The following is a 23,586-nucleotide window of genomic DNA, read 5'->3' on the forward strand; positions in this document are numbered from 1 at the left end:
TCGTGTGTTGCTTGGTTTTACCAAGTTCGAGCTTGGAAAGTCCAACAACATGTCTAGACTGCGTCGCATGTCACCTCGCCGAAGCTACGACCAGTACTGTTCCGCCGCCCGCGCGCTCGACGTCGTCGGCGACCGCTGGACCCTGCTGATCGTCCGGGAGCTGCTGGCCGGCCCGCGGCGCTACACCGACCTGCACGCCGATCTGCCGGGCGTCAGCACGGACGTACTCGCCTCACGGCTGAAGGACATGGAACGGGACGGCATCAGCACACGGCGCAAGCTGCCCCCGCCGGGAGCGGCGTACGTGTACGAACTCACCTCACGGGGGCGTGAGTTGCTGCCTGTCCTCCAGGCGCTGGGGGAGTGGGGGCGGCCCGAGCTCGGCGAGCGACGGCCCACCGACGCCGTGCGCGCGCACTGGTTCGCGCTGCCTCTGCTGCGCTCGCTGGAGGGCGAAGGGCTCGTCGAAGTCCGGCTGGAGGAGGGGGACTTCCACCTGTACGTCGGCGCCGAGGACGGGCCGGTCTACGGGGACGGACCCGCTCCGGGTGAACCGGATGCGCGGCTGGTGCTGGACTCCGGGGCGTGCGAGGCGGTCGCGCGGGGGGAGTTGAGCGTGGCTGACGCCGTTCGGGGCGGCCGTATCGAGGTGAGCGGGGACGGGACCCTGGCCAAGGCGCTGCTCGACGTCTGACCAGCGCAAGGCCCGCCGTACGCATGTGTACGGCGGGCCTTGCCGGTCGGCGTGACGAGCCGTCAGGCGCCCCGCGGCACCCGCGACGGCCGTCCCGGCCCGCGCGTCAGCGCGTACCCGGCGACACCCGCGAGCGCGGCCAGCGCGCCGCCGATCGCCGTCCACACCCAGCGGTCGGACCACCAGCCGGAGGCCCAGCCGTCCTCGGGCTCGATGCTGGACAGCACGGCCGAGGCCGACGAACTCTCCTCGTCCTCCCGCGACTTCACGGCCACGCCCGGCACGAGCGGCTGCGCCAGCGATCCGTCCACCGCAGCCGAACCGCCGACGTCCTTGGAGTCGACCCGGACCTCGGCGCCGACCGGCAGACCGAGGTCGGAGGTGGGCACGTCCACGACCGTCAGACGGATGTAGTACGTGCCCGGCAGCGGGTCATTGGCCCAGGGCTCCGACCAGCCGCGGACGGTGCGCAGGACGCAGGTCAGCTCGAGCGTGCCCGCGTTCGCCGCCGCGGTGCGCGTCTGTGCTCCGTACTGGCAGGCCTGACGGCGGCGCAGACCGTCGTACACGTCGATCTGCCAGGTCTCGGCGGCGTGTGTGTCGGGCAGCTTCACCGTGGCCTCGACGGTGGGGCGCAGGCCGGCGTCCGCGGGGAATGACCAGTACAGGTAGTCGCCCGTGGAGGCGCTCGCGCTGGCAGTCCGGCCCTGCTCGATCTCGGTCGCCGTCCGGAAGGAGGTGCCCGCCCGGGTCGGCGCGCCACCGTCCTCCGAAGCGCCGGGGGAGGGAGAGGTGTCGGCCACCGCAGGGGCGACCGCCAGCCCGAGCATGAGCAGCGTGCCGCTCAACACACGTGTGATCCGCATCAGTTGGTCCTCCAGACCGCGACGCGCCAGCGCGACAGCCAGCCCCAGACGAGACCGGCGAGGAAGCCGGTGAGGATCAGCGCGCCGAGCAGCCACCAGCCGCGCCCGAGGCCGAAGGAGGCCACGTCGCTCGACTGCGACGGCCCGTCCACGACGTCGATGGTCAGCTCCAGCGGCAGTCCGGGCGTGGTCTGCACGCCGGAGCCGGCCGAGAAGGAGTGGGTGGGCTGGAGGCATACGGTCTCAGCGGTCGCGGTGTCCTCGTCCTCGGCCTCGGCCTTCGGAAGGCGCAGCCCGGTCGACATGACATCCGTACGGCCGTTGCCCGCCGCCTCGCCGCGTACGATCTCCCGCCCGCGCTCGGTCACCGCCCGCAGCAGCACTCCGTACGAGGGGTTCACCGCCCGGTCGGCCGACACGCTCACCGAGGCGCGCAGCTCCTGGCCGGGCTCGACGTCCACCCGGTACCAGCGCTGCTGCCCGAACTCCGCGCGGTCGGTGTACAGGCCGGACTTCAGCGTCGGCGCCTTGGCGCACCGGTCCGCGCCCGTCGTCGCGACCGGCGTCACCACCGGATCGGCCGCCCGGTCCACCAACTGGTTGACCTTGTCGGTGAGTTCCTCGGTGTGCTCGACCGAGGTGAACGTCCCGCCGGTCGCCTCCGCGATACAGCTGAGCTGCTGCCGCATCTTGGTGTTCGGGACCAGGCCGAGCGTGTCGATGGTCAGGCCGATGCCCTTGGCGGCGATCTCCCGGGCCACCTCGCACGGGTCGAGCGGGGCGCAGGTGTCCTCGCCGTCGCTGATCAGCACGATCCGCTTGGAGCCCTCGCCGCCGTCGAGGTCGTCGGCCGCCTTGAGCAGCGCGGGACCGATGGGTGTCCAGCCGGTCGGCGTGAGGGTCGCCACCGCCGTCTTGGCCTCGGTGCGGTCCAGCGGGCCGACCGGGTAGAGCTGCGCGGTGTCCTTGCAGCCCGTCCTGCGGTCGTCGCCCGGGTAGTTGGCGCCGAGCGTGCGGATGCCGAGCTGGACCTCTTCGGGCGTCGCGTCCAGCACCTCGTTGAAAGCCTGCTTCGCGGCGGCCATCCGGGACTGGCCGTCGATGTCCCTGGCCCGCATCGAGCCGCTCACGTCGAGGACGAGGTCGACCTTGGGCGCCAACGCGCTGGTCTCATCGGCAACCGCCCCGGCCGGGAACGCCGTCCCGGCCGCGAGCGCGGCGAGCAGGGCGCAAACCCCGGTCGCCAGCCGTGTTCTTGTGATCATCGGCGGATCTTATTGATCAGAGGTGTCCCGCTTCAAAACGAGGTCAGAACACCTCGGTGACCAGCGGATTGGGCAACTCCGCCCACTGGTCCCCGGGCGTCCCGGGCGACAGCCGCATCAGCGTCAACGCCTTCGTCGGCAGCGGCTCCTGGCGCAGCGCGGCGAGGTCCCCGGTGGCCGGCAGATCGCGTACGACCGCCTCCAGCGCCCCGCGCAACGCCGCCCCCGAGCCCGCCGTGCCCGCCAGCGCCCCGGCCACCAGCGAGCCGAACAGCTTGCGGCGCAGGGTTGGCACGTCGTCCGTGACGATCCGGCCGGTCAGCTCGGGCAGCGGGATGCCGTGCCGGGCCAGCCGGGCCGGGCTGACGCGGATGTCGGCGAGGTCGCGGTAGACCAGCCGCACCGGGGCGCCGCTCGCGGACAGCACCACCAGCAGGTTCTGGCCGTGCGCCTCCAGCGCGACCCCCAGCTCCAGCAGCCGCAGCCCCACGGTGAGGGCGAGACGCGTGAACTCGGCCAGCCACGTGGGCGATCGGGGCAGCTCGGTGCCGGCCAGCGCGGCCACCGGTACGACCCGCTCGCCGGATCCCGCGTACTCCTGCGGCGACTCCCGCAACACCGCCGCCAGATCGGGGGAGTTGGCCGTGACGGCCCCCAGCGTGCGGGTGACGTGGAGCAGCCCGTCCATGCGTGCCGCCGGCTGCGCCGCGAAGTCCGACAGCGTGGCCGACATGCCGATGGAGTACACCGAGATGTCCCGCACCGAGGACGTCAGGCGTGCGCTGAGCGCGGTCTTCACGTGCGGTCCGCCGGGGAGGGCGAGGGTGCGCAGGGACATCAGCGGGTGCGCGGCGATCCCGTCGCCGTAGGGGTCGTAGGGGCGCTTGAGCACATGCTCGGCCTGCCACGGATGCACCGGGATCAGCAGCCGCTCCCCGTCCCGCATCCCCTCCGGCCACCGACCCGTCGCCAGGCACTCCGACGCCCGCACCGGCACCAGCCCCAGCGTCACCACCGGCCGGTGCTCGGGCCCGTACGCCAGCTGCTCCGCGACCGAGAAGCCGGGCCGGGAACGGCAGTTGGGATGGAACGGATGCCCGTCTACCACCCGCTGCTCCCACTCCCAGTCGGACACCGGCCAATCCTTCGGGTGACCGTCCTGCCCGGCCCGCGCCAGCGCCAACGAGGCAACGCTGTGGCCGAGTTCGGCGGCGAAGGACGTGCCGTGCGGTACGGAGAGGTCGGTCAGCAGCCGGGCCGGATCGTCGTACGACCTCTCGCCGAGCCGTACGGCGGTGACGTAGGCGGCGGTGCCGTACGGGTCCGCACGCGGGCCGTGCAGCCGCCGCCCGTCCGAAAGGCACAGGGTGAGGCCCTCCTGTCCCGCCTCGCGGCGGGCGACCCAGGGCAGGGGCTCGTGCGCGAGGGCGCGCCACAGCCGGGTCAGCACGGCCGCCCGGGCCCCGGGGAGCTCGGCGGCGTACCGCGACGCGAGTTCGGGGCGTACGTCGGCCAGATCGGCGCCGACCTCGGCCTCGGCGCTGGGGAGACGGTGCACGGGCGGGCTCCTCGGGTACGAGTAGGACGTCGGACCAGGCGCCGACGACAGACATACTGATCGTCTTCCCACCGGAACGGACCGTGGAGACAGACCAGAACGGGCCGTGGATTGCGTCCTGAACGGACCGTAGAGAACGAGTGGAGCGCGTGCACCTCAACCCCCTGTCCGCCGCCGACGCCCACGCGGTCGCGCCCTTGCTGAACTGCTTCCTCCGGGAGGTGGCCGAGCCCGTACCCGGGCCGGGCGAGCGGCGCGTGTACCGGCTGCACGGCACGGGCCGCCTGCTGCGGGTGCTCGGTGAACGGCGGCCCGCCGAGCCCGAGGTGCGTGCGGACGGGACCTGGCAGCGCATCGGGCACACCGAGCTCGTCAAGCTCGTCGCCGACGAGCTGCGCCGCCACACCGGCCTGTCCAACCACGAACTGCCCGCCGAGATCATCGACAGCCGGGACACGGTGGCCGCGCTGCTCACCGCACGCGCGCGTGCGACGCCGCCGGCGGATCCCTACCTCCGCTCCGAGCAGTGCCTCCTCACCGGCCACCCCTACCACCCCGCCCCCAAAGCGCGTGGCGGCGGACCGGCCGCGGCCTGGCTGCCGTACGCCCCCGAGGCGCACGCCCGCTTCCCGCTGACGCTGCTCGGCCTGCGCGAGGACACCGTCGTCGAGGAGGGCGACACCTCCGCCCTGGACGCCTTCGGCGAGGCACCGCCCGGATACCTGCTGCTGCCCGCGCACCCGTGGCAGCTGGACCTGGTCGGCCCGGAACTCGCGGACGCCTTCGCCGACGGCCGGCTGATCCGGCTCGGCACGACCGGCTTCGAGGCGTGGCCGACGGCCGCGATCCGCACGCTGTACGTCCCCGGCTGCGACCTCTTCCTCAAGTTCAGCCTGGACGTCCGCATCACCAATGACATCCGTCGGCTGTGGCGCCACGACCTGCTGAAACTCCGCAGGACCGATGCGGCGGCGTCCCGCGCGTTCGCGACGAGCCCCGCGGCCTGGCTCTCCGACCGCGGCTACCGCACCGCCGACTTCGCCTACGAGGAACTGGCGGTCCTCGTGCGCGACGGCTTCCAGGGCCACCTGCTGCCCGGTGCCACTCCGATTCTCGCCGCCGGCCTGGTGGAGGGCTTCGAAGGCGGCACGCTCGGCGACACGGCCTGGTGGGAGGCGTACCTGCGTGCGGTCGTACCGCCCGCCCTCGCGGCCTTCGCCGACCACGGCGTCGTACTGGAGGCCCACCTGCAGAACACGCTCGTCGCCGTCGACCGCGACGGCATCCCGGTGCAGGCCCTCTTCCGGGACGCCGAGGGCGTGAAGGTGCTGCCGGACGTGTCCCGTGAGGCCGGCTGGGAGCGGCTCGTGTACACACTCGTCGTGAACCACCTGTGCGAGGTCGCTGCGGCCCTCGCCGAGCGCCACCCGGGCTTCGACCCCTGGCCCGCCGTACACCGCGAACTGGCCCGCCACGACCTTCCCGAGATCGCCGACCTGCTCACCGCACCCACGCTCCCCGGCAAGACCAACCTGCTGCTGCGCTGGACGGGCGCGGACGGCGCCGACGCCCGCTATCTGCCCCTCCCGAACCCGCTGGCCGGGTGAGCGCTGACTTACCCTGGCGGGTGTGCTGCGCGACGTGACTGCTGTTCGATACGTGACCCCGCTGCGGTCCGGCGGCTCCGTGCCCGGAGTCGTCGAGGCCGACGACCTGGGCACGTACGTCGTGAAGTTCACCGGTTCCGCGCAGGGGCGCAAGGCGCTGGTCGCCGAGGTGATCGTCGGCGAGCTGGCCCGTGCCCTGGGGCTGCGCTTCCCCGAGCTGGTCCTGGTCCACTTCGACCCCGCCGTCGCGGACAGCGAGCCGCACCAGGAGGTGCGGGAGCTGCACGCCGCCAGCGCGGGGGTCAACCTCGGCATGGACTTTCTGCCGGGCGCCCGGGACTTCACCCCGGAGGTCGCGAAGACCTTCCCCGTCGACCCGCTGGAGGCGGGCCGGATCGTCTGGCTGGACGCCCTGACCACGAACGTCGACCGCACGGTGCACAGCTCGAACCTGATGATCTGGCCCACCTTCGGCACGGTCCCGCCGCGCCTGTGGCTGATCGACCACGGAGCGGCGCTCGTCTTCCACCACCGCTGGGACGGCTCGGACCCGGCGAAGTCCTACGACTTCCGCCATCACGCCCTCGGCCACTACGCCCCCGACGTGCGTGCCGCGGACGCGGAGCTGGCGCCCAGGGTGAGCGAGGAACTGCTGCGCGGGATCGTGGCCGAGGTGCCGGACGCCTGGCTGGCGGACGAGCCCGGCTTCGAGACGCCCGACGCGCTCCGCGAGGCCTACGTCGGCCACCTCCACGCACGCGTGCGGGCATCCTCGGCCTGGCTCCCCACCGACTTCCCCACCCGGGAGGAACTCGCCGCCGAGCAGGCCCTGCGGGCGGCGAAGTCACAGGAAGGCCGGCCGAAGTGGCTGAAGCAGGTGCCCGACCTGCACGGCAAGCCGGCCGCGGAACAGGATTGGTCGGTGCACCTCGGATGAGTGGCCGTGTCGAGATCGAGTACTGCACCCAGTGCAGGTGGCTGCCCCGGGCGGCCTGGCTGGCGCAGGAACTGCTCACCACCTTCGAGGCGGAGCTGGACGAACTGGCGCTGAAGCCGGGCAAGGGCGGGATCTTCGTCGTCCGCGTCGACGGCGAAGTGGTCTGGGACCGCCGCGAGCAGGGCTTCCCCGAGCCGACGGCGGTCAAGCAGGCCGTACGCGACCGAGTGGCCCCGGGAAAATCCCTGGGCCACTCGGACAAACCGGCTTCCTGAGGGCTCAGCCCTTCAGCTGCTCGTACGCCGGCAGCGTCAGGAAGTCGGCGTAGTTCTCGTCGAGGGAGACCTCCAGGAGCAGGTCGTGGGCCTGCTGCCAGTGGCCGGCCGCGAAGGCCTCCTCGCCGATCTCCGCGCGGATGTTCGCCAGTTCCTCGGCGGCGACCTTGCGGGCCAGCTCGGGGGTGGCGTGCTCGCCGTTCTCGAACTCGACGCCCGCGTTGATCCACTGCCAGATCTGGGAGCGGGAGATCTCCGCGGTGGCCGCGTCCTCCATGAGGTTGAAGATGGCGACCGCGCCGAGGCCGCGCAGCCACGCCTCGATGTAGCGGATGCCGACCTGGACGGCGTTGACCAGCCCCGGGTACGTCGGCTTGGCGTCCAGGGAGTCGATGGCGATCAGGTCGCCCGCCTGGACGGAGACGTCCTCGCGCAGCCGGTCCTTCTGGTTGGGCTTGTCGCCGAGGACCTTGTCGAAGGACTCCATGGCGATCGGGACCAGGTCGGGGTGGGCGACCCAGGAGCCGTCGAAGCCGTCGCCGGCCTCGCGGTCCTTGTCGGCGCGGACCTTCTCGAAGGCCACCTTGTTGACCTCGGCGTCCCGGCGGGACGGGATGAAGGCCGCCATGCCGCCGATCGCGTGCGCACCGCGCTTGTGGCAGGTGCGGACGAGGAGTTCGGTGTACGCGCGCATGAACGGGGCCGTCATCGTGACCGCGTTGCGGTCCGGCAGGACGAACTTGGCACCGCCGTCACGGAAGTTCTTGACGATGGAGAACAGATAGTCCCAGCGCCCGGCGTTCAACCCGGAGGCGTGGTCGCGGAGTTCGTAGAGGATCTCCTCCATCTCGTACGCCGCCGTGATCGTCTCGATCAGGACGGTCGCGCGGACGGTGCCCTGCGGGATGCCGACGTAGTCCTGCGCGAAGACGAAGACCTCGTTCCAGAGGCGGGCCTCCAGGTGCGACTCCGTCTTCGGGAGGTAGAAGTACGGGCCCTTGCCGAGGTCGAGCAGGCGCTGGGCGTTGTGGAAGAAGTACAGGCCGAAGTCGACGAGGGCGCCGGGGACCGGCTCGCCGTCGATCTGGAGGTGACGCTCGTTCAGGTGCCAGCCGCGCGGGCGCATGACGACGGTCGCGAGCTCGTCGTTCGCGCGCAAGGCGTACGACTTGCCGGACTTCGGGTCGGTGAAGTCGATGTTCCGGGTGTACGCGTCGATCAGGTTGACCTGGCCGAGGACGACGTTCTCCCAGGTCGGTGCGGAGGCGTCCTCGAAGTCGGCCAGCCAGACCCGGGCACCCGAGTTGAGGGCGTTGATGGTCATCTTGCGGTCGGTGGGGCCGGTGATCTCGACTCGGCGGTCCTGCAGCGCGGGCGGGCACGGGCCCACCCTCCAGGAGTCGTCCGCGCGGATGGCGGCGGTCTCCGGGAGGAAGTCGAGTGTGGAGGTGCGGGCGATCTCGGCGCGGCGCTCCGCACGGCGGGCGAGGAGTTCGTCACGCCGGGGCGTGAACCGGCGGTGCAGCTCGGCCACGAAGGCGAGGGCCGCTTCCGTGAGGACCTCCTCCTGCCGGGGCAGGGGCTCGGCGTCGACGATGGCCAGCGGGGACGGCGCTGGTGCGGACATGAGCTGTCACTTCCTTCAGCGAACTACGGAGACGAGCGGTCGAGCTTTGGCACCGGGTGCCAGTCTTCCCGGATACGGCTGGGCGCGCCCGTGGAGCAGTCGGGCGCTTCTGAACAGTGGATACTAGTTTCCTCATGGTGGAAGTTCAATGGTTTGTTGATGTCGAGATTCTCTGAGTCGAGGCAAGGTGGCTCTGGGTGCCACCGCCTTCACTCAAGGTGGGTGAGATCGTCCTCCGTGTCGATGTCGTACGGCCGGGCCACGTCCGCGCACTCGACGAGCCCGATCGCGGCCTCGTGCGCCTTCAGATAGGCGCGTGCCCCTCGATCACCGGTCGCAGTCGCCGCGATGCCCGCCCAGTGGGCGGCGCCGAAGAGCACGGGATGCCCGCGTACGCCGCCGTAGGCGGCCGAGACGAGCGATGCCTCGTCCTCGTAGGCGGCGAGCACGCGCGCGACCGCCTCCGGGCCGATGCCGGGCTGGTCGACGAGCGACACCAGTGCCGCCCGCGCGCCCGTGCCCGCGAGCGAGTCGAGCCCGGCGCGCAGGGAGGAGCCCATCCCGTCGGCCCAGTCCGGGTTCTCCACCAGGACGCAGTCACCGAGTTCCGCCTGCTCCCGTACGGTGGCGGCCTGGGCGCCCAGCACCACGTGCACGCGGGCACAGCCGGCCGCGCGCAGTACCCCGACCGCGTACTCGACGAGCGGTCGGCCACGGTGTCGCAGCAGGGCCTTGGGGTGTCCGCCGAGCCGTCGTCCGCCCCCGGCGGCGAGCAGTAGACCCGCGACCAGGGGGGCTTCTTTCTCAGTCATGCGTCCTGCATACCCGACGTCCGCCGGCGCGGCCGGTGCCGTTGGGCTGAATTTCGGTCCGCACGGTGGCGCGCCCGGCAGCGGTGGCGTTTACTGACCCGCGTCCCCGGCGCCCGACCACCGTCCGGGGCGCTCGACGGGGGATGCGTGACTACTGGCGCACAACGGCGTGCGAGGGGGAGCTTTGTTGCGGAGCTTGGGGCAGAGGTCGGTGACGGGCAGCGACGAGGACCTGAGGGTGGCGGGACTGCGGACGGCCGTGTCCCGTCTGCGCCGCGAACTCGCCGCGCATCCCGGCGAGTTCCCCGACCGGGGAATCGCCGAGGACGAACTTGCCGCGCTGGCCGCGATGACGATCGAGGGTGCCCCCGAAATCCCGCGCCTGCGCCGGTCGTTGCTGCTGATCGCGGGCGCGATCGGCTCGGTGAGCGCCTTGTCCCGGGGGCTGTCGGCCGTACGGGACGCGGTGGAGTTGTTCGGGGACCCGCCGCGTCGTTGAGTCCCCGGACCTGATCAGGCCGTCGGCGCCGAGCTGGCCAGGGCCTCCGACAGCTCGACGGCCACCTGCTGGAGCATCGGCACGATCTTGTCCGTCGCCGCCTCGGTCACCCGTCCTGCCGGGCCGGAGATCGAGATGGCCGCCGCGGTGGGGGAGTCGGGGACGGGGACGGCGAGGCAGCGGACGCCGACCTCCTGCTCGTTGTCGTCGATCGCGTAGCCGTTGCGCCGCACCTCCTCCAGGGCCGCGAGGAAGCCGTCCGGCGTGGTGATCGTCTTCTCCGTGGCGGCCGGCATGCCGGTGCGGGACAGCAGTGCCCGCACCTCCTCCGGCGGGAAGGAGGCGAGCAGCGCCTTGCCGACACCCGTGGAGTGCGGCAGCACGCGCCGGCCGACCTCGGTGAACATGCGCATCGAGTGCTTGGACGGCACCTGGGCGACGTACACGATCTCATCGCCGTCGAGCAGCGCCATGTTCGCCGTCTCGCCGGTCTCCTCGACCAGCCGGGCGAGGTACGGGCGGGCCCAGGTGCCCAGCAGCCGGGACGCGGACTCGCCGAGGCGGATCAGGCGCGGGCCGAGGGCGTAGCGGCGGTTGGGCTGCTGGCGTACGTACCCGCACGCCACGAGCGTCCGCATGAGGCGGTGGATGGTGGGCAGCGGCAGCCCGCTGCTCGCGGACAGCTCGCTCAGGCCGACCTCGCCGCCCGCGTCCGCCATCCGTTCCAGCAGGTCGAAGGCGCGCTCGAGGGACTGGACGCCACCATTGGAGCTTGACCTGGCGGAGTCGGTGGTGCTGGCGCTGGACGTCGGCACGGCGTTCCTTTCGGGACCGGTGGGAGCTCAGAAGCCTACCCGTCGGTCGGTTGACTCCCTGCTTGTACGTAGCTACGTTCTGCTTCCCGGAATTGTAATTCCGCTTTGTGGAAACGTCCAGAGAGTGGCGGGCGGGTGCACTGTGGAGAAGTGTGCCCTTGACGGCGCGGGAACGGGAGCGGAGACTCCTTCAACAGAAAGTTGAATTCCGTTACGCGGAAGTAAACGGCGGCAGAGAGGGGTCCGGGTGTCCGACGCTGAACTGGTGCTGCGCTCGACGCGCGTCATCACCCCGGAGGGGACACGGGCCGCCTCGGTTCTGGTCTCCGCCGGCAAGATCACGGCCGTACTCGGGTACGACGCCGAAGTCCCGTCCGGCGCCCGCCTGGAGGACCTCGGCGACGACGTCCTGCTGCCCGGCCTGGTTGACACGCACGTGCACGTCAACGACCCGGGCCGCACCGAGTGGGAGGGCTTCTGGACCGCCACGCGTGCCGCGGCGGCCGGCGGTATCACCACCCTCGTCGACATGCCGCTCAACTCCATCCCGCCGACCACGACGGTCGACAACCTCCGCGTCAAGCAGCGGGTCGCCGCCGACAAGGCGCATGTCGACGTCGGCTTCTGGGGCGGCGCCCTGCCTGACAACGTCAAGGATCTGCGACCGCTGCACGAGGCCGGCGTCTTCGGATTCAAGGCCTTCCTGTCGCCGTCCGGCGTGGACGAGTTCCCGCACCTCGAGCGGGACCCGCTGGCCCGTTCCATGGCCGAGATCGCCGCGTTCGACGGCCTGCTCATCGTGCACGCCGAGGACCCGCACCTGCTCGCCTCCGCCCCGCAGCAGCCGGGACCGAAGTACACCGACTTCCTGGCCTCCCGCCCCCGGGACGCCGAGGACACGGCCATCGCCCAGCTCATCCGCGAGGCGAAGGCCCTGCGCGCACGCGTGCACGTGCTGCACCTGTCGTCCAGCGACGCCCTGCCGCTGATCGCCGAGGCGAAGGCGGACGGCGTCCGGGTCACCGTCGAGACCTGCCCGCACTACCTGACCCTCACCGCCGAGGAAGTCCCGGACGGCGCCAGCGAGTTCAAGTGCTGCCCGCCGATCCGCGAGTCCGCCAACCAGGACCTGCTGTGGCAGGCGCTGGCCGACGGCACGATCGACTGCATCGTCACCGACCACTCCCCGTCCACGGCCGACCTGAAGACCGACGACTTCGCGACGGCCTGGGGCGGCATCTCCGGACTCCAGCTGAGCCTGGCGGCCGTATGGACCGAGGCCCGTAAGCGCGGGCACGGCCTGGAGGACGTGGTCCGCTGGATGTCCGCGCGGACGGCGGAGCTCGTCGGACTCGACGACCGCAAGGGCGCCATCGAGGCGGGCCGTGACGCCGACTTCGCCGTCCTCGCGCCCGACGAGACGTTCACCGTCGACCCGGCCGCCCTCCAGCACCGCAACCGCGTGACGGCGTACGCGGGCAAGACCCTGTACGGCGTCGTGAAGTCCACCTGGCTGCGCGGCGAACGCATCGTCGCGGACGGCGAGTTCACCGACCCGAAGGGGCGACTGCTCACCCGGACCAACTGAATCCCACCCATCGAATGCGAAAGGCAGACCTGATCACCGTGACGGCGATACCCAGCTTCACCGGCGACGCGAACCCCTACGGCGGCGGCGACCCCTACGCCGACCACCGCACCGCCGACTTCCCGTTCACCCAGTACGCCAACCTCGCCGACCGCGGGCTGGGCGCCGGTGTCATCGCCGCCAACGACGAGTTCTTCGCCCAGCGCGAGAACCTCCTGCTGCCCGAGCGGGCCGAGTTCGACCCCGAGCACTTCGGGCACAAGGGCAAGATCATGGACGGCTGGGAGACCCGGCGGCGGCGCGGTGCCTCCGCCGAGCACCCGTGGCCGACGGCCGAGGACCACGACTGGGCGCTGGTCCGCCTCGGCGCGCCCGGCGTGATCCGCGGGATCGTCGTCGACACGGCCCACTTCCGCGGCAACTATCCGCAGGCGGTGTCCATCGAGGCCACGTCGGTGCCGGGTTCGCCGTCGCCGCAGGAGCTGCTGGCGGACGACGTGAAGTGGACGACGCTGGTGCCGCGCACGCCGGTGGGCGGGCATGCGGAGAATGGTTTCGCCATCGACGTCGAGCAGCGCTTCACCCACCTGCGCGTCAACCAGCACCCCGACGGCGGCATCGCGCGCCTGCGCGTGTACGGCGAGGTGGCGCCGGATCCGCAGTGGCTGGAGGTGCTCGGCACCTTCGACGTCGTCGCCCTGGAGAACGGCGGCCAGGTCGAGGACGCCTCCAACCTCTTCTACTCGCCCGCCACGAACACCATCCAGCCGGGCCGCTCCCGCAAGATGGACGACGGCTGGGAGACGCGCCGACGCCGCGACCAGGGCAACGACTGGATCCGCTACCGCCTCGTCGCCCAGTCCCAGATCCGGGCGATCGAGATCGACACGGCCTACCTGAAGGGCAACAGCGCCGGCTGGGCCGCCGTCTCGGTGAAGGACGGCGAGGACGGTGAGTGGACGGAGATCCTGCCGCGCACCCGCCTCCAGCCCGACACGAACCACCGCTTCGTCCTGCCGAACCCCGCCGTGGGCACGCACGCGCGCGTGGACATCTTCCCGGACGGCGGCATCTCCCGCCTGCGGCTGCACGGCTCGCTGACGGAGCAGGGAACGGCAGGCCTGGCGGCGCGGCACCAGGAGCTGGGCGGCTGACGCCGGTGGCGCACCGGAACTCCAACACCGGTGCGCCAAGGCCGAAACGGGGTCGTGGGTCCGGCCCCAGGGGAGACCGGACCCACCGCAGGCGCTAGGTGTGCTGACCGGTCGCCTGTCACCAACGTTCCCGAACAGCACAGCTAGGCCGCGTGGCCGCCGTCCACCGCGAACTCCGCACCCGTCACGTAGGCCGCCCCGGCCAGGTACGCGACCATCGACGCCACCTCGTCGGCCGTGCCGAAGCGGCCCAGTGCGGTCAGTGCCGACTGGTCGGCCGCGTAGGGGCCGTCGGCCGGGTTCATGTCGGTGTCGATGGGGCCGGGGTGGATGACGTTCGCCGTGATGCCGCGCTGACCCAGCTCACGTGCCAGGGCCTTCGTCAGGCCGATCAGGGCCGACTTGCTGGTCGCGTAGAGAGTTCCGCCGGGGCCCGGCACCCGCTGGACCATGCAGGAGCCGATCGTGATGATCCGGCCCCCGGCACTCATCCGGGCGGCCGCCGCCTGGGAGGTCAGGAAGACGCCCCGGACGTTCACCGCGAGGACCCGGTCCACGTCCGCGAGCGACAGGCCCGCCAGCGGTCCCAGGACGCCGACGCCGGCGTTGTTCACCAGCACGTCCAGGCCGCCGAGCTCCTCGACGGTGCGCTCCACGGCGCCGGACGCCTCGTCCGCGTCCGCCGAGTCCGCCCGCAGGGCCACGGCCCGCCGCCCCAACTCCTCGACGGCCCGTACGACCTCCTCGGCGGCCTCCTTGCCGTTCACGTAGGTCACGGCGACGTCCGCGCCGTCCCGGGCGAGCCGCAGCGCCGTGGCGGCGCCGATGCCTCGGCCGGCGCCGGTGACCAGGGCGACCTTGCCGTGCAGGGGTCCGTAAGTGGTTGTCAGGGGTGCGTGCGTTGTAGTCATGGGTCCATCCCAGCGCCGCCGGGGCCGAAGTGCTGGCGGCGAACGGACACCGAGGTGCCGGGGAAGGCTCGGCGGAACACGGCCCGGCGATGAGTTGCGGGTGTCGGCGGGGTCTGAGGTGATGACAGCAGATCTCGCCCCGGAAAACCGGAAACCGGAAAAGAGGCACTCCTCATGGGCAAGCTCGTTTCCACCCTCTTCGTCACGCTCGACAACGTCTACCAGGCGCCGGGTGGCCCGGAGGAGGACACCCGCGGCGGCTTCGAGCACGGCGGCTGGAGCTTTCCGTACGCCGACGACGACTTCGGCGAGTTCATGAACGGGGTCTTCACCCGCCCGGCCGCCTTCCTCCTCGGACGCCGTACGTACGACATCTTCGCCGCGTTCTGGCCGAAGGTGACCGACCCGGCCGACCCGGTCTCGTCCAAGCTGAACGCCCTGCCGAAGTACGTCCCGTCCGCCACGCTGACCGACCCCGGGTGGGCCGGCACCACCGTGCTGAGCGGCGACCTCGCCAAGGAGGTCACCGCCCTCAAGGAGCGCGTCGACGGCGAGCTCCAGGTCCACGGCAGCGGCGCCCTCGTCAGGTCGCTGCTGGCCCTCGGCCTCGTCGACACCCTCCACCTGCTGACCTTCCCGGTCGTGCTCGGCACGGGCCACCGCCTGTTCACGGAGGGCGCCGTGCCCACCGCGTTCAAGCACAGCGGCGGCAGCGTCACGAGCACCGGTGTCGCCATCAACTCGTACGACCTGGCAGGTCGCCCCGAGTACGGCACCTTCGGACTCCCCGAGGACGCCTGATCAGCCGCCTCCCGGCGTGCTCGCTCGACCTCTTCATGGAGATCGGGTGAGGACGCCGGGGCGCACGTTAACTTCCCGAAAACTCATCGGACTTGCCGGGAAAATCTCCGCCTTGACATTGACATGCCACTGTCTACGCGCGTCATCATGAAGCCATGAGATTCCCCCCACGAATCACTCGCATCGGCGCCGCAGCCGCCGTCCTGTCCGCCCTTCTCGTCGGCGGCACCGTCACTGCCACGCCGGCGGCCGCGGCGGTCGGCAGCATCTGCTACAACGACCTGCCGTCGCAGGCGCACGACACGCTCGACCTGATCGAGCAGGGTGGCCCCTTCCCGTACGAGCAGGACGGCACCGTCTTCCAGAACCGGGAAGGCATCCTGCCGAGCCAGTCGACGGGCTACTACCACGAGTACACGGTCATCACGCCCGGGTCCTCCAACCGCGGAGCTCGCCGGATCGTCACCGGTGAGGAGAACCGGGAGGACTACTACACGGCCGACCACTACGAGTCGTTCGACCTGATCAACTACGGCTGCTGACCCCCCACGGTCACAGCCGGCACTGAGGAACGGTGCTGCCGGCCGGAGGTCCGGTCCGCGTTCATCCGGACTTCCGGCTCTCGGCGGCCGCGAACAGCGCGACCGCCAGCACGAGCAGGGCGACGCTCGCGTAGATCTCGAAGCCGTCGAGGAAGTCGAGCCCCTGGACGAGACCCCAGTCCCAGTCGGTGAACTCGTTCAGCAGGCCCATGACGCCCTGCGCCAGGGCGATGACTCCCAGGAACTCCAGCAACTGCTTCATGCCATGACTCTCGCCCCGCGGACCCCCCACGCCAATCGGCCGCGGGGCGAGCCATGGCCGACGGAAGTCCTCGTTCCGGGTGGACTGGCGCAACCAAGGTCGTCGATGCCGCGACTTTGGTCGTCGCTCCCGCCCACAAGGGCGCCCCGGGACCCGGCACTGCGTAGATTTGTCGACCGTGAGTGGTGACAAGCAGGTGCCCGCACCCCAGGCATTCGCGGGGCGGCGCTGGCTGCTGCCCTCGGCCCTGATCAAGGAGTTCGACCCCGACCCCGAGCGCCCCGGGCGGCCCCGGCGCACCGCGCGGGACTGGTTGGTCGACTTCTCCTGCTTCCTGCTTGCCGTGATCATCGGTCTGCTGGCCGCGGACACGATGAAGGACGAGGACCTGCCCGCCGGATACGCCGTCTTCGACCAGTTGGTCGGCGCGCTCTCCTGCGCCGCGGTGTGGCTGCGCCGCCGCTGGCCGGTCGGGCTCGCCGCAGTGATGGCCCCGGTCGCCCTCGTCTCCAGCACCGCGGGCGGCGCGAGCATGGTCGCCCTGTTCACCCTCGCCGTGCACCGGCCCTTCCGGTACGTGGCCTGGGTCGCCGGGACATACGTGGTACTGAACCCGGTGTACTTCCTGTTCCGCCCCGAGCCCGACCTGTCGTACCCCTGGTCGGTCGCTCTGGCGTCGTTGCTGACCGGCGCGGTGGTCGGCTGGGGCATGCTCGCACGGTCCAAGCGCCAGCTCCTGCTGAGCCTGCGCGACCGGGCCCGGCGCGCCGAGAACGAGGCGCGGCTGCGGGCCGAACAGGCGCAGCGGCTCGCGCGTGAGGCCATCGCCCGGGAGATGCACGACGTCCTCGCGCACCGGCTGACGCTGCTCAGCGTGCACGCGGGCGCGCTGGAGTTCCGGCCCGACGCACCCCGCGAGGAGATCGCGCGGGCGGCGGGCGTCATCCGGGAGAGCGCCCACGAGGCCCTCCAGGACCTGCGGGAGATCATCGGCGTGCTGCGGGCCGCCGAGCCCGACGACTCCGGACGGCCGCAGCCGACCCTCGCGGCGCTGGAGGCGCTGGCCACCGAGTCCCGCGAGGCCGGCATGAAGGTCACCCTCGACCAGCGCGTCACCGACCCCGCCGCCGTCCCCGCCTCCGTCGGCCGCACCGCCTACCGCATCGCCCAGGAGGGCCTGACCAACGCCCGCAAACACGCTCCCGGCACGGAGGTCACGGTGACGGTGACCGGTGCGCCGGGCGAGGGCCTTTCCGTATCGGTGCGCAACCCGGCACCCGAGGGCGAGGTGCCGCACGTACCCGGCTCCGGACAGGGCCTGATCGGACTGACGGAACGGGCCACGCTGACGGGTGGCCGACTCGAGCACGGGCCCACCGCGGACGGCGGGTTCGAGGTGCGGGCCCGGCTGCCGTGGGGGTGAGGGCCGTCGGTACCGGAGCGGGGTGCCCAACGGCCGCCCCGGTTTGCCCCGTTGTGAACGGAGCAGCCAGGGGCGCACGCGTGCCAGAGGTGCCCCGCGCGTCACGCAGGTGTGCCGTGTTCCTGGCGGGAACTGCACGCCCTCCGGCCCATCCACGCCGTACAACCGTGATTACGTAAGGCACATGACTGCGATCAGACTCCTCCTCGTCGACGACGACCCGTTGGTCAGGGCCGGGCTGTCCTTCATGCTGGGCGGCGCCGACGACATCGAGATCGTCGGTGAGGCGGCCGACGGCTCCGAGGTCGAGGCACTGGTCGACCGCTCCCGGCCGGACGTGGTCCTGATGGACATCCGGATGCCGTCGGTCGACGGGCTCACCGCCACGGAGCGGCTGCGCAGCAGGAAGGACGCGCCGCAGGTCGTGCTGCTGACCACGTTCCACGCGGACGATCAGGTGCTGCGCGCCCTGCGTGCGGGCGCCGCCGGCTTCGTGCTCAAGGACACGCCGCCCGCCGAGATCGTCGACGCGGTGCGCCGGGTCGCGGCCGGCGATCCGGTCCTGTCGCCCACCGTCACACGCCAGTTGATGGCCCACGCGGCCGGCACCGCCGCCGACACCCGCCGCTCACGCGCGCGTGAGCGGCTCACCGCCCTGAACGACCGCGAGCGCGAGGTCGCCGTCGCGGTGGGCCGGGGGCTGTCCAACGCCGACATCGCCGCGGAGCTCTTCATGAGCGTCGCCACCGTCAAGACCCATGTCTCCCGCGTCCTGGCCAAGCTGGACCTCAACAACCGTGTGCAGATCGCCCTGTTGGCCTACGACGCGGGACTTCTGGAGGAAGTCGAGGACGACGGGCACTAGAGCGGGCCCCCACGCGTTGGCGAAGTGTGGGAGGGGGAGCGGCATGGTGGGAGTGATCGATCTGGGGGAGTTCGGACCGGGGTTTCGCGAGAACCCGCATCCGGTGTACGCCCGCCTGCGTGAGCGGGGCCCGGTCCACCGGGTCCGGCTGCCCGACTGGCAGTCCGAGGTGTGGCTCGTGGTCGGACACAAGGAGGCGCGTGCGGCGCTCGCCGACGAGCGGCTGTCCAAGGACGGCGCCAAGATCGGCATGAAGTCGCTCGACGAGGAGAAGATCGGGAAGAACCTGCTGGACGCCGATCCGCCCCAGCACACCAGGCTGCGCAGCCTCATCTCGCGCGCGTTCACCATGCGCCGCGTGGAGGAGCTGCGGCCGAGGATCCAGCAGATCACCGACGGCCTGCTCGACGCCATGCTGCCCTTGGGCCGCGCCGACCTCGTGGAGTCCCTCGCCTACCCTTTGCCGCTGACCGTGATCTGCGAACTGCTCGGCGTGCCCGAGATGGACCGCGTTGCCTTCCGCGAGATGTCGACGGAGTCGGTCGCGCCCACCAGCCCCGGCAAGGAGGTCGAGGCCTTCGTCCGCCTCGGCGAGTATTTCACCGACCTGATCGAGGACAAGAGGTGCGCCGGCCCCAGCGGTGACCTGCTGAGCGACCTGATCCGCACCACGGCCGAGGACGGCGACCGGCTCTCCCCGGACGAACTGCGGGGGATGGCCTTCATCCTGCTGATCGCCGGCCACGAGACGACGGTCAACCTCATCACCAGCGGCGTGCACGCGCTGCTCACCCACCCCGGTCAACTCGCCGCCCTGCGCGCCGACATGACCCTCCTCGACGGTGCGGTGGAGGAGATGCTGCGCCACGAGGGCCCGGTGGAGACGGCGACGTTCCGGTATGCCACCGAGCCGCTGGAGATCGCCGGCATCCACATCGAGAAGGGCGAGCCGGTGATGGTCGGCCTGACCGCGGCCAACCGGGACGCGGGCCGCTATGCCACTCCCGACACCTTCGACATCCGCCGCGACGCCCGCGGCCACGTCGCCTTCGGCCACGGCATCCACTACTGCCTGGGCGCCCCCCTGGCCCGCCTGGAGGCCCGCACGGCGATCCGGTCCCTGCTGGAGCGCGCTCCCGGCCTGGCACTCGACGGCCCGCCTGGGGAGTGGCTGCCGGGGATGCTGATGCGGGGGATGCGCAGTCTGCCGGTGCGCTGGTAGGTGGGGCGGTCGGCGAGGGGCTTGCGAACCCGGGCCCGTCACATGGCCGTCGCCGGGGCCCCGCCCGCAATCTCCCCGAGCGCGACCGGTCTTCGCTCCCGTCTCGACAGCTCGCACGCCTCGGCGATCCGCAGCGCCTGCAAGGCCTCCCGCCCGTCGCAGGGGTTGGCCCGCTCCCCGCGCACCACCTCCACGAACGCGTTCAGCTCCGCCTCGTACGCGGGTCCGAACCGCTCCAGGAACCCCGACCACGGCTTGTCCGCGGCGGGCGGCCCGGTCGGCTCGGTGGACGCGATCGGCGTACGGTCGTCCAGGCCCACCACGATTTGGTCCAGCTCCCCGGCCAGCTCCATGCGCACGTCGTACCCGGCGCCGTTCAGCCGCGTCGCCGTGGCGGTGGCGAGCGTGCCGTCGTCGAGCGTGAGCACCACCGCGGCCGTGTCGACGTCGCCGGCCTCACGGAACATCACCGGCCCGGCGTCCGAGCCGGCCGCGTACACGTCGGCGATCTCGCGCCCGGTCACCCAGCGCAGTACGTCGAAGTCGTGGATCAGCGTGTCCCGGTACAGCCCACCGGACAGCGGCAGCCATGCGACCGGCGGCGGCGCCTGGTCGCTGGTCAGCGCCCGTACGGTGTGCAGTCGCCCGAGCCGCCCGGACCGTACCGCTTCGCGTGCGCCCGCGTACCCCGCGTCGAAGCGGCGCTGGAAGCCCATGTGTAGAACCGTCCCGGCCGTCTCCACCTCCTCGATCGCGGTCAAGGTGCCAGGCAGATCGAGCGCGATGGGCTTCTCGCAGAAGACCGGAAGGCCCGCCCGCGCTGCCCGACCGATCAGTTCGGCGTGGGCCGAGGTCGCGGTGGTGATCACGACCGCGTCCACGCCCCACCTGAAGATCTCGTCCACGCCCGGCGCCGCCGTCTCGCCGAGCCGGCGCGCCAGCTCCTGCGCCCGCGCGCCGTCCGCGTCCGTGAGGATCAGGGAGCCGACGTCGCGGTGACGACTGAGTGTGTTGGCGTGAATGGTGCCGATGCGGCCCGTACCGATGACCCCGATGCGCATGGAAACAAAGTGGGGGTTCGGTGCGTAGGCTGTCAATGCGTATGTCCGGACAATCGAACTACACGACTTCCCGTCAACAACGCGTAGAGCTACGCTCGGCCCGTGCCGAAACCAGAAGTGGACCCGACCGTGGAACTCGAGCTCAGTGTGGACCGGAGCAGTCCGGTGCCTTTGTACTTCCAGCTGTCCCAGCAGCTCGAGGCCGCGATCGAGCACGGAGCGCTCACGCCCGGCAGCCTGCTGGGCAACGAGATCGAACTCGCCGCACGCCTCGGCCTGTCCCGGCCGACCGTCCGCCAGGCCATCCAGTCGCTGGTCGACAAGGGTCTGCTGGTACGCCGCCGGGGCGTCGGCACACAGGTCGTGCACAGTCAGGTCAAGCGCCCGCTGGAGCTCAGCAGCCTCTATGACGACCTGGAGTCGGCCGGCCAGCGCCCGGCGACCAAGGTGATCGTCAACACCGTCGTCCCGGCGTCCGCCGAGGTCGCGGCCGCGCTCGGGGTGGCCGAGGACAGCGACGTGCACCGGATCGAGCGGCTGCGGCTGGCGCACGGTGAGCCGATGGCCTACCTGTGCAACTTCCTGCCGCCCGCCCTGATCGACCTGGACACCGCGCAGCTGGAGTCCACCGGCCTGTACCGGCTGATGAGGGCCGCCGGCATCACCCTGCACAGCGCCCGCCAGACCATCGGCGCGCGCGCCGCCACCGGTGCCGAAGCCGAACGGCTCGCCGAGGAGGAGGGCGCCCCGCTGCTCACCATGCAGCGCGTGACCTTCGACGACACCGGCCGAGCGGTCGAGTACGGCACCCACACCTACCGCCCGAGCCGGTACTCCTTCGAGTTCCAGCTGCTCGTCCGGCCGTGAGCGCCGCGGTCGTACGGTCCTGAACGAGGGGCGCGGCGAGACCGAGCTGGTCGCAATGTCCGGACAATTTACTGTGACCCGCGCCCCCCTTTGTCGCCCCGTTCGGCACCCAGCGTGAGCGTGCGGCAGAATCGGGCCTGATGAGCACCTACCGCGACTTCACCGCCCCCATCGGCTCCCGCCGGGCCCCCGTGCTCCGCACGGTCGGCCCGCGGGAGCGCCGTTCGCACCTGACCGCACCCCGCGTGCCCACTGTCGGGATCGACATCGGCGGCACCAAGGTGATGGCGGGCGTCGTGGACGCCGACGGGAACATCCTGGAGAAGCTCCGCGCGGAGACCCCGGACAAGTCCAAGAGCCCCAAGGTCGTCGAGGACACCATCGTCGAACTGGTCCTGGACCTGTCCGACCGGCACGACGTGCACGCCGTCGGCATCGGCGCGGCCGGCTGGGTCGACGCCGACCGCAACCGCGTCCTGTTCGCACCCCACCTGTCCTGGCGCAACGAGCCCCTCAGGGACCGCCTAGCCGGGCGGCTCGCGGTGCCCGTGCTGGTCGACAACGACGCCAACTCCGCCGCCTGGGCCGAGTGGCGCTTCGGCGCCGGCCGAGGCGAGGACCACCTCGTCATGATCACGCTGGGCACCGGCATCGGCGGCGCGATCCTGGAGGACGGTCAGGTCAAGCGCGGCAAGTACGGCGTCGCCGGCGAGTTCGGCCATATGCAGGTCGTGCCCGGCGGCCACCGCTGCCCGTGCGGCAACCGCGGCTGCTGGGAGCAGTACAGCTCCGGCAACGCGCTGGTCAGGGAGGCGCGCGAGCTGGCCGCCGCCGACTCGCCGGTGGCGTACGGGATCATCGAGCACGTCAAGGGCAACATCGGCGACATCACCGGCCCGATGATCACCGAGCTGGCCCGCGACGGCGACGCCATGTGCATCGAGCTGCTGCAGGACATCGGGCAGTGGCTCGGCGTCGGCATCGCCAACCTCGCGGCCGCCCTGGACCCCTCCTGCTTCGTGATCGGCGGCGGTGTGTCGGCCGCGGACGACCTGCTGATCGGCCCCGCGCGGGACGCCTTCAAGCGCCACCTCACCGGCCGCGGCTACCGCCCCGAGGCCCGGATCACCCGCGCCCAGCTCGGCCCCGAGGCCGGCATGGTCGGCGCCGCCGACCTGGCCCGCCTGGTCGCCCGCCGCTTCCGGCGCGCCAACCGGCGCCGGGTCGAGCGGTACGAGCGTTACGCGCGGTTCGCCGAGGCCCGCCGAGCGTCGCAGGGGTCGGCGTGACCATGTCCGTACCCCGCCAGGCCGACTCCCCGGACGAGCAGCAGCCGACCGAGGACCGCCGCCACAAGATCCGGCGCAGGGCACTCACCCTGCTCATCATCGTGCTGCTCATCGGCGTGCCGGCCGGCTACCTCGTGATCTCCGCCAACCAGAGCCGCGACAGCGGCAAGGACAAGGAGAAGAAGTACTCGGCGACCGGCCTGACCGAGGGATGGCCGTCGAAGGTCCAGCGCCGGCTCTACCAGATCCCGGTCCCGGACCCGTCGGGCAAGGTCGCCTACTACGAGACGAACAACTGGCGGACCAGCCGCCTCTACGTCCAGTTCCAGACGCCCGACTGGAACCTGGACTGGTTCCTGAAGACCGTGGGCGTCAGCCGGGGTGACCTCAAGCCGGACGCCATCACCATCAGCGCCCGCGACCAGAAGGTCACCGGGTGGGACTTCAAGCGTCCCGGCCCCTGGTACGGCCTCGTCCACAAGCAGAAGAACCCGGCACCGACCCAGGACGTCGTCGTGAACATGTCCGACCCGGACAATCCGTTCGTGTACGTCGTCTCCCGTACCACCCCCTGATGATCCCGTCGACGACTCCGTGAAGTCGCGGCCCGGACCGGTCGCCCGGACCGGTCTCCGGGGCCGATTGT

The 23,586-nt window shown here is 71.6% G+C and carries 24 protein-coding genes; 15 read left to right on the top strand and 9 right to left on the bottom strand.

Annotated elements, in window-relative coordinates; genetic code table 11:
• Positions 1–67: 67 nt before the first annotated feature.
• Positions 68–694 carry a winged helix-turn-helix transcriptional regulator gene (locus AB5J55_RS33950; RefSeq protein ID WP_369274266.1) on the top strand — a complete coding sequence of 209 codons (627 nt, stop codon included), beginning with the start codon at positions 68–70 and terminating at the stop codon, positions 692–694.
• Between the two features lie 62 nt (positions 695–756).
• Here AB5J55_RS33950 and AB5J55_RS33955 read toward each other — a convergent pair whose 3' ends face one another.
• The 3 genes from AB5J55_RS33955 to AB5J55_RS33965 are packed head-to-tail and all read right to left on the bottom strand — an operon-like array spanning position 757 to position 4,383.
• Complete coding sequence (locus tag AB5J55_RS33955; protein WP_369274267.1) at positions 757–1,560, bottom strand: hypothetical protein; 804 nt, start codon at positions 1,558–1,560, stop codon at positions 757–759.
• The gene (locus tag AB5J55_RS33960; protein ID WP_369274268.1) at positions 1,560–2,825 is read right to left on the bottom strand and encodes a VWA domain-containing protein; all 1,266 of its coding nucleotides are present in this window, start codon (positions 2,823–2,825) and stop codon (positions 1,560–1,562) included. The genes AB5J55_RS33955 and AB5J55_RS33960 overlap by 1 nt, the downstream gene beginning before the upstream one ends.
• Before the next feature lie 43 nt (positions 2,826–2,868).
• Positions 2,869–4,383: an IucA/IucC family protein gene (locus tag AB5J55_RS33965; protein ID WP_369274269.1), complete on the bottom strand. Its 1,515-nt coding sequence runs from the start codon at positions 4,381–4,383 to the stop codon at positions 2,869–2,871.
• A gap of 149 nt (positions 4,384–4,532) precedes the next feature.
• On the opposite strand from AB5J55_RS33965, the gene AB5J55_RS33970 reads away from it, so the two are divergent.
• From AB5J55_RS33970 to AB5J55_RS33980, 3 genes are read left to right on the top strand one after another with little or no spacing between them, the layout of a single operon-like run.
• On the top strand, positions 4,533–5,990 hold the full coding sequence (locus tag AB5J55_RS33970) for an IucA/IucC family siderophore biosynthesis protein (RefSeq protein ID WP_369274270.1): 1,458 nt from the start codon (positions 4,533–4,535) through the stop codon (positions 5,988–5,990).
• Between the two features lie 22 nt (positions 5,991–6,012).
• A complete protein-coding gene (locus AB5J55_RS33975; RefSeq protein ID WP_369274271.1) occupies positions 6,013–6,927 on the top strand; it encodes a HipA family kinase in 915 nt (304 codons plus the stop codon).
• A complete protein-coding gene (locus tag AB5J55_RS33980) occupies positions 6,924–7,202 on the top strand; it encodes a SelT/SelW/SelH family protein (protein ID WP_369274272.1) in 279 nt (92 codons plus the stop codon). The genes AB5J55_RS33975 and AB5J55_RS33980 overlap by 4 nt, the downstream gene beginning before the upstream one ends.
• Positions 7,203–7,206: 4 nt before the next feature.
• Here the strand turns inward: AB5J55_RS33980 and aceB are convergent, their stop codons facing one another.
• Together aceB and AB5J55_RS33990 are read right to left on the bottom strand one after the other, a co-directional pair.
• Entirely contained in the window at positions 7,207–8,829 is a 1,623-nt protein-coding gene (aceB, locus tag AB5J55_RS33985; protein ID WP_369274273.1) for a malate synthase A, read from the bottom strand.
• 209 nt (positions 8,830–9,038) lie between these two features.
• Positions 9,039–9,641, bottom strand: a complete 603-nt coding sequence (locus AB5J55_RS33990) for an NTP transferase domain-containing protein (RefSeq protein WP_369274274.1) — start codon at positions 9,639–9,641, stop codon at positions 9,039–9,041.
• A gap of 211 nt (positions 9,642–9,852) precedes the next feature.
• Here AB5J55_RS33990 and AB5J55_RS33995 point away from each other — a divergent pair, with 211 nt between their 5' ends.
• Positions 9,853–10,140 carry a DUF5955 family protein gene (locus tag AB5J55_RS33995; RefSeq protein ID WP_328421593.1) on the top strand — a complete coding sequence of 96 codons (288 nt, stop codon included), beginning with the start codon at positions 9,853–9,855 and terminating at the stop codon, positions 10,138–10,140.
• A 14-nt stretch (positions 10,141–10,154) separates the two neighbouring features.
• Here the strand turns inward: AB5J55_RS33995 and AB5J55_RS34000 are convergent, their stop codons facing one another.
• Positions 10,155–10,955, bottom strand: coding sequence for an IclR family transcriptional regulator (locus AB5J55_RS34000; RefSeq protein ID WP_369274275.1), 801 nt, complete (start codon positions 10,953–10,955; stop codon positions 10,155–10,157).
• Between the two features lie 247 nt (positions 10,956–11,202).
• Here AB5J55_RS34000 and allB point away from each other — a divergent pair, with 247 nt between their 5' ends.
• Both allB and alc read left to right on the top strand, forming a co-directional pair.
• Positions 11,203–12,543 (top strand): allantoinase AllB, encoded by a 1,341-nt coding sequence (allB, locus tag AB5J55_RS34005; protein ID WP_369274276.1) that lies wholly within the window; start codon positions 11,203–11,205, stop codon positions 12,541–12,543.
• A 38-nt stretch (positions 12,544–12,581) separates the two neighbouring features.
• Positions 12,582–13,697, top strand: coding sequence for an allantoicase (alc, locus tag AB5J55_RS34010; protein ID WP_369276368.1), 1,116 nt, complete (start codon positions 12,582–12,584; stop codon positions 13,695–13,697).
• A gap of 143 nt (positions 13,698–13,840) precedes the next feature.
• On the opposite strand, the gene AB5J55_RS34015 is transcribed toward alc, so the two are convergent.
• Entirely contained in the window at positions 13,841–14,608 is a 768-nt protein-coding gene (locus tag AB5J55_RS34015; RefSeq protein WP_369274277.1) for a 3-oxoacyl-ACP reductase family protein, read from the bottom strand.
• Between the two features lie 174 nt (positions 14,609–14,782).
• Between AB5J55_RS34015 and AB5J55_RS34020 the strand changes: the two genes are divergently transcribed.
• A complete protein-coding gene (locus tag AB5J55_RS34020; protein ID WP_369274278.1) occupies positions 14,783–15,409 on the top strand; it encodes a dihydrofolate reductase family protein in 627 nt (208 codons plus the stop codon).
• A gap of 155 nt (positions 15,410–15,564) precedes the next feature.
• On the top strand, positions 15,565–15,951 hold the full coding sequence (locus AB5J55_RS34025) for a ribonuclease domain-containing protein (protein ID WP_369274279.1): 387 nt from the start codon (positions 15,565–15,567) through the stop codon (positions 15,949–15,951).
• 61 nt (positions 15,952–16,012) lie between these two features.
• On the opposite strand, the gene AB5J55_RS34030 is transcribed toward AB5J55_RS34025, so the two are convergent.
• Positions 16,013–16,213 (bottom strand): hypothetical protein, encoded by a 201-nt coding sequence (locus AB5J55_RS34030; protein ID WP_369274280.1) that lies wholly within the window; start codon positions 16,211–16,213, stop codon positions 16,013–16,015.
• A gap of 178 nt (positions 16,214–16,391) precedes the next feature.
• Between AB5J55_RS34030 and AB5J55_RS34035 the strand changes: the two genes are divergently transcribed.
• The 3 genes from AB5J55_RS34035 (at position 16,392) to AB5J55_RS34045 (ending at position 19,723) form a co-directional block, all read left to right on the top strand.
• Positions 16,392–17,636 (top strand): sensor histidine kinase, encoded by a 1,245-nt coding sequence (locus AB5J55_RS34035; protein ID WP_369274281.1) that lies wholly within the window; start codon positions 16,392–16,394, stop codon positions 17,634–17,636.
• Positions 17,637–17,820: 184 nt separating this feature from the next.
• On the top strand, positions 17,821–18,501 hold the full coding sequence (locus AB5J55_RS34040; RefSeq protein WP_369274282.1) for a response regulator: 681 nt from the start codon (positions 17,821–17,823) through the stop codon (positions 18,499–18,501).
• A gap of 43 nt (positions 18,502–18,544) precedes the next feature.
• Positions 18,545–19,723, top strand: a complete 1,179-nt coding sequence (locus tag AB5J55_RS34045; protein ID WP_369274283.1) for a cytochrome P450 — start codon at positions 18,545–18,547, stop codon at positions 19,721–19,723.
• A gap of 38 nt (positions 19,724–19,761) precedes the next feature.
• Here AB5J55_RS34045 and AB5J55_RS34050 read toward each other — a convergent pair whose 3' ends face one another.
• A complete protein-coding gene (locus AB5J55_RS34050; protein ID WP_369274284.1) occupies positions 19,762–20,784 on the bottom strand; it encodes a Gfo/Idh/MocA family oxidoreductase in 1,023 nt (340 codons plus the stop codon).
• Between the two features lie 129 nt (positions 20,785–20,913).
• Here AB5J55_RS34050 and AB5J55_RS34055 point away from each other — a divergent pair, with 129 nt between their 5' ends.
• From AB5J55_RS34055 to AB5J55_RS34065, 3 genes are all read left to right on the top strand, one after another.
• Positions 20,914–21,651, top strand: coding sequence for a GntR family transcriptional regulator (locus AB5J55_RS34055; protein WP_362381993.1), 738 nt, complete (start codon positions 20,914–20,916; stop codon positions 21,649–21,651).
• Positions 21,652–21,791: 140 nt separating this feature from the next.
• Positions 21,792–22,940 (top strand): ROK family glucokinase, encoded by a 1,149-nt coding sequence (locus AB5J55_RS34060; RefSeq protein ID WP_369274285.1) that lies wholly within the window; start codon positions 21,792–21,794, stop codon positions 22,938–22,940.
• Positions 22,937–23,515 carry a sugar kinase gene (locus AB5J55_RS34065; protein WP_369274286.1) on the top strand — a complete coding sequence of 193 codons (579 nt, stop codon included), beginning with the start codon at positions 22,937–22,939 and terminating at the stop codon, positions 23,513–23,515. Before AB5J55_RS34060 ends, AB5J55_RS34065 begins: the two co-directional genes overlap by 4 nt.
• Positions 23,516–23,586 lie beyond the last annotated feature (71 nt).

This window comes from Streptomyces sp. R11 (genome assembly GCF_041051905.1).
Taxonomy (GTDB): Bacteria; Actinomycetota; Actinomycetes; order Streptomycetales; family Streptomycetaceae; genus Streptomyces.

Coding starts and splice junctions, on each gene's coding strand:
- AB5J55_RS33955 (WP_369274267.1), bottom strand. CDS start 1,560: ATGCGGATCACACGTGTGTTGAGCGGCACGCTGCTCATGCTCGGGCTG.
- aceB (WP_369274273.1), bottom strand. CDS start 8,829: ATGTCCGCACCAGCGCCGTCCCCGCTGGCCATCGTCGACGCCGAGCCC.
- AB5J55_RS33980 (WP_369274272.1), top strand. CDS start 6,924: ATGAGTGGCCGTGTCGAGATCGAGTACTGCACCCAGTGCAGGTGGCTG.
- AB5J55_RS34045 (WP_369274283.1), top strand. CDS start 18,545: ATGGTGGGAGTGATCGATCTGGGGGAGTTCGGACCGGGGTTTCGCGAG.
- AB5J55_RS34060 (WP_369274285.1), top strand. CDS start 21,792: ATGAGCACCTACCGCGACTTCACCGCCCCCATCGGCTCCCGCCGGGCC.
- AB5J55_RS34015 (WP_369274277.1), bottom strand. CDS start 14,608: ATGACTACAACGCACGCACCCCTGACAACCACTTACGGACCCCTGCAC.
- AB5J55_RS33960 (WP_369274268.1), bottom strand. CDS start 2,825: ATGATCACAAGAACACGGCTGGCGACCGGGGTTTGCGCCCTGCTCGCC.
- AB5J55_RS34050 (WP_369274284.1), bottom strand. CDS start 20,784: ATGCGCATCGGGGTCATCGGTACGGGCCGCATCGGCACCATTCACGCC.
- AB5J55_RS34030 (WP_369274280.1), bottom strand. CDS start 16,213: ATGAAGCAGTTGCTGGAGTTCCTGGGAGTCATCGCCCTGGCGCAGGGC.
- AB5J55_RS33950 (WP_369274266.1), top strand. CDS start 68: ATGTCACCTCGCCGAAGCTACGACCAGTACTGTTCCGCCGCCCGCGCG.
- AB5J55_RS34040 (WP_369274282.1), top strand. CDS start 17,821: ATGACTGCGATCAGACTCCTCCTCGTCGACGACGACCCGTTGGTCAGG.
- AB5J55_RS34025 (WP_369274279.1), top strand. CDS start 15,565: ATGAGATTCCCCCCACGAATCACTCGCATCGGCGCCGCAGCCGCCGTC.
- AB5J55_RS34020 (WP_369274278.1), top strand. CDS start 14,783: ATGGGCAAGCTCGTTTCCACCCTCTTCGTCACGCTCGACAACGTCTAC.
- AB5J55_RS33990 (WP_369274274.1), bottom strand. CDS start 9,641: ATGACTGAGAAAGAAGCCCCCCTGGTCGCGGGTCTACTGCTCGCCGCC.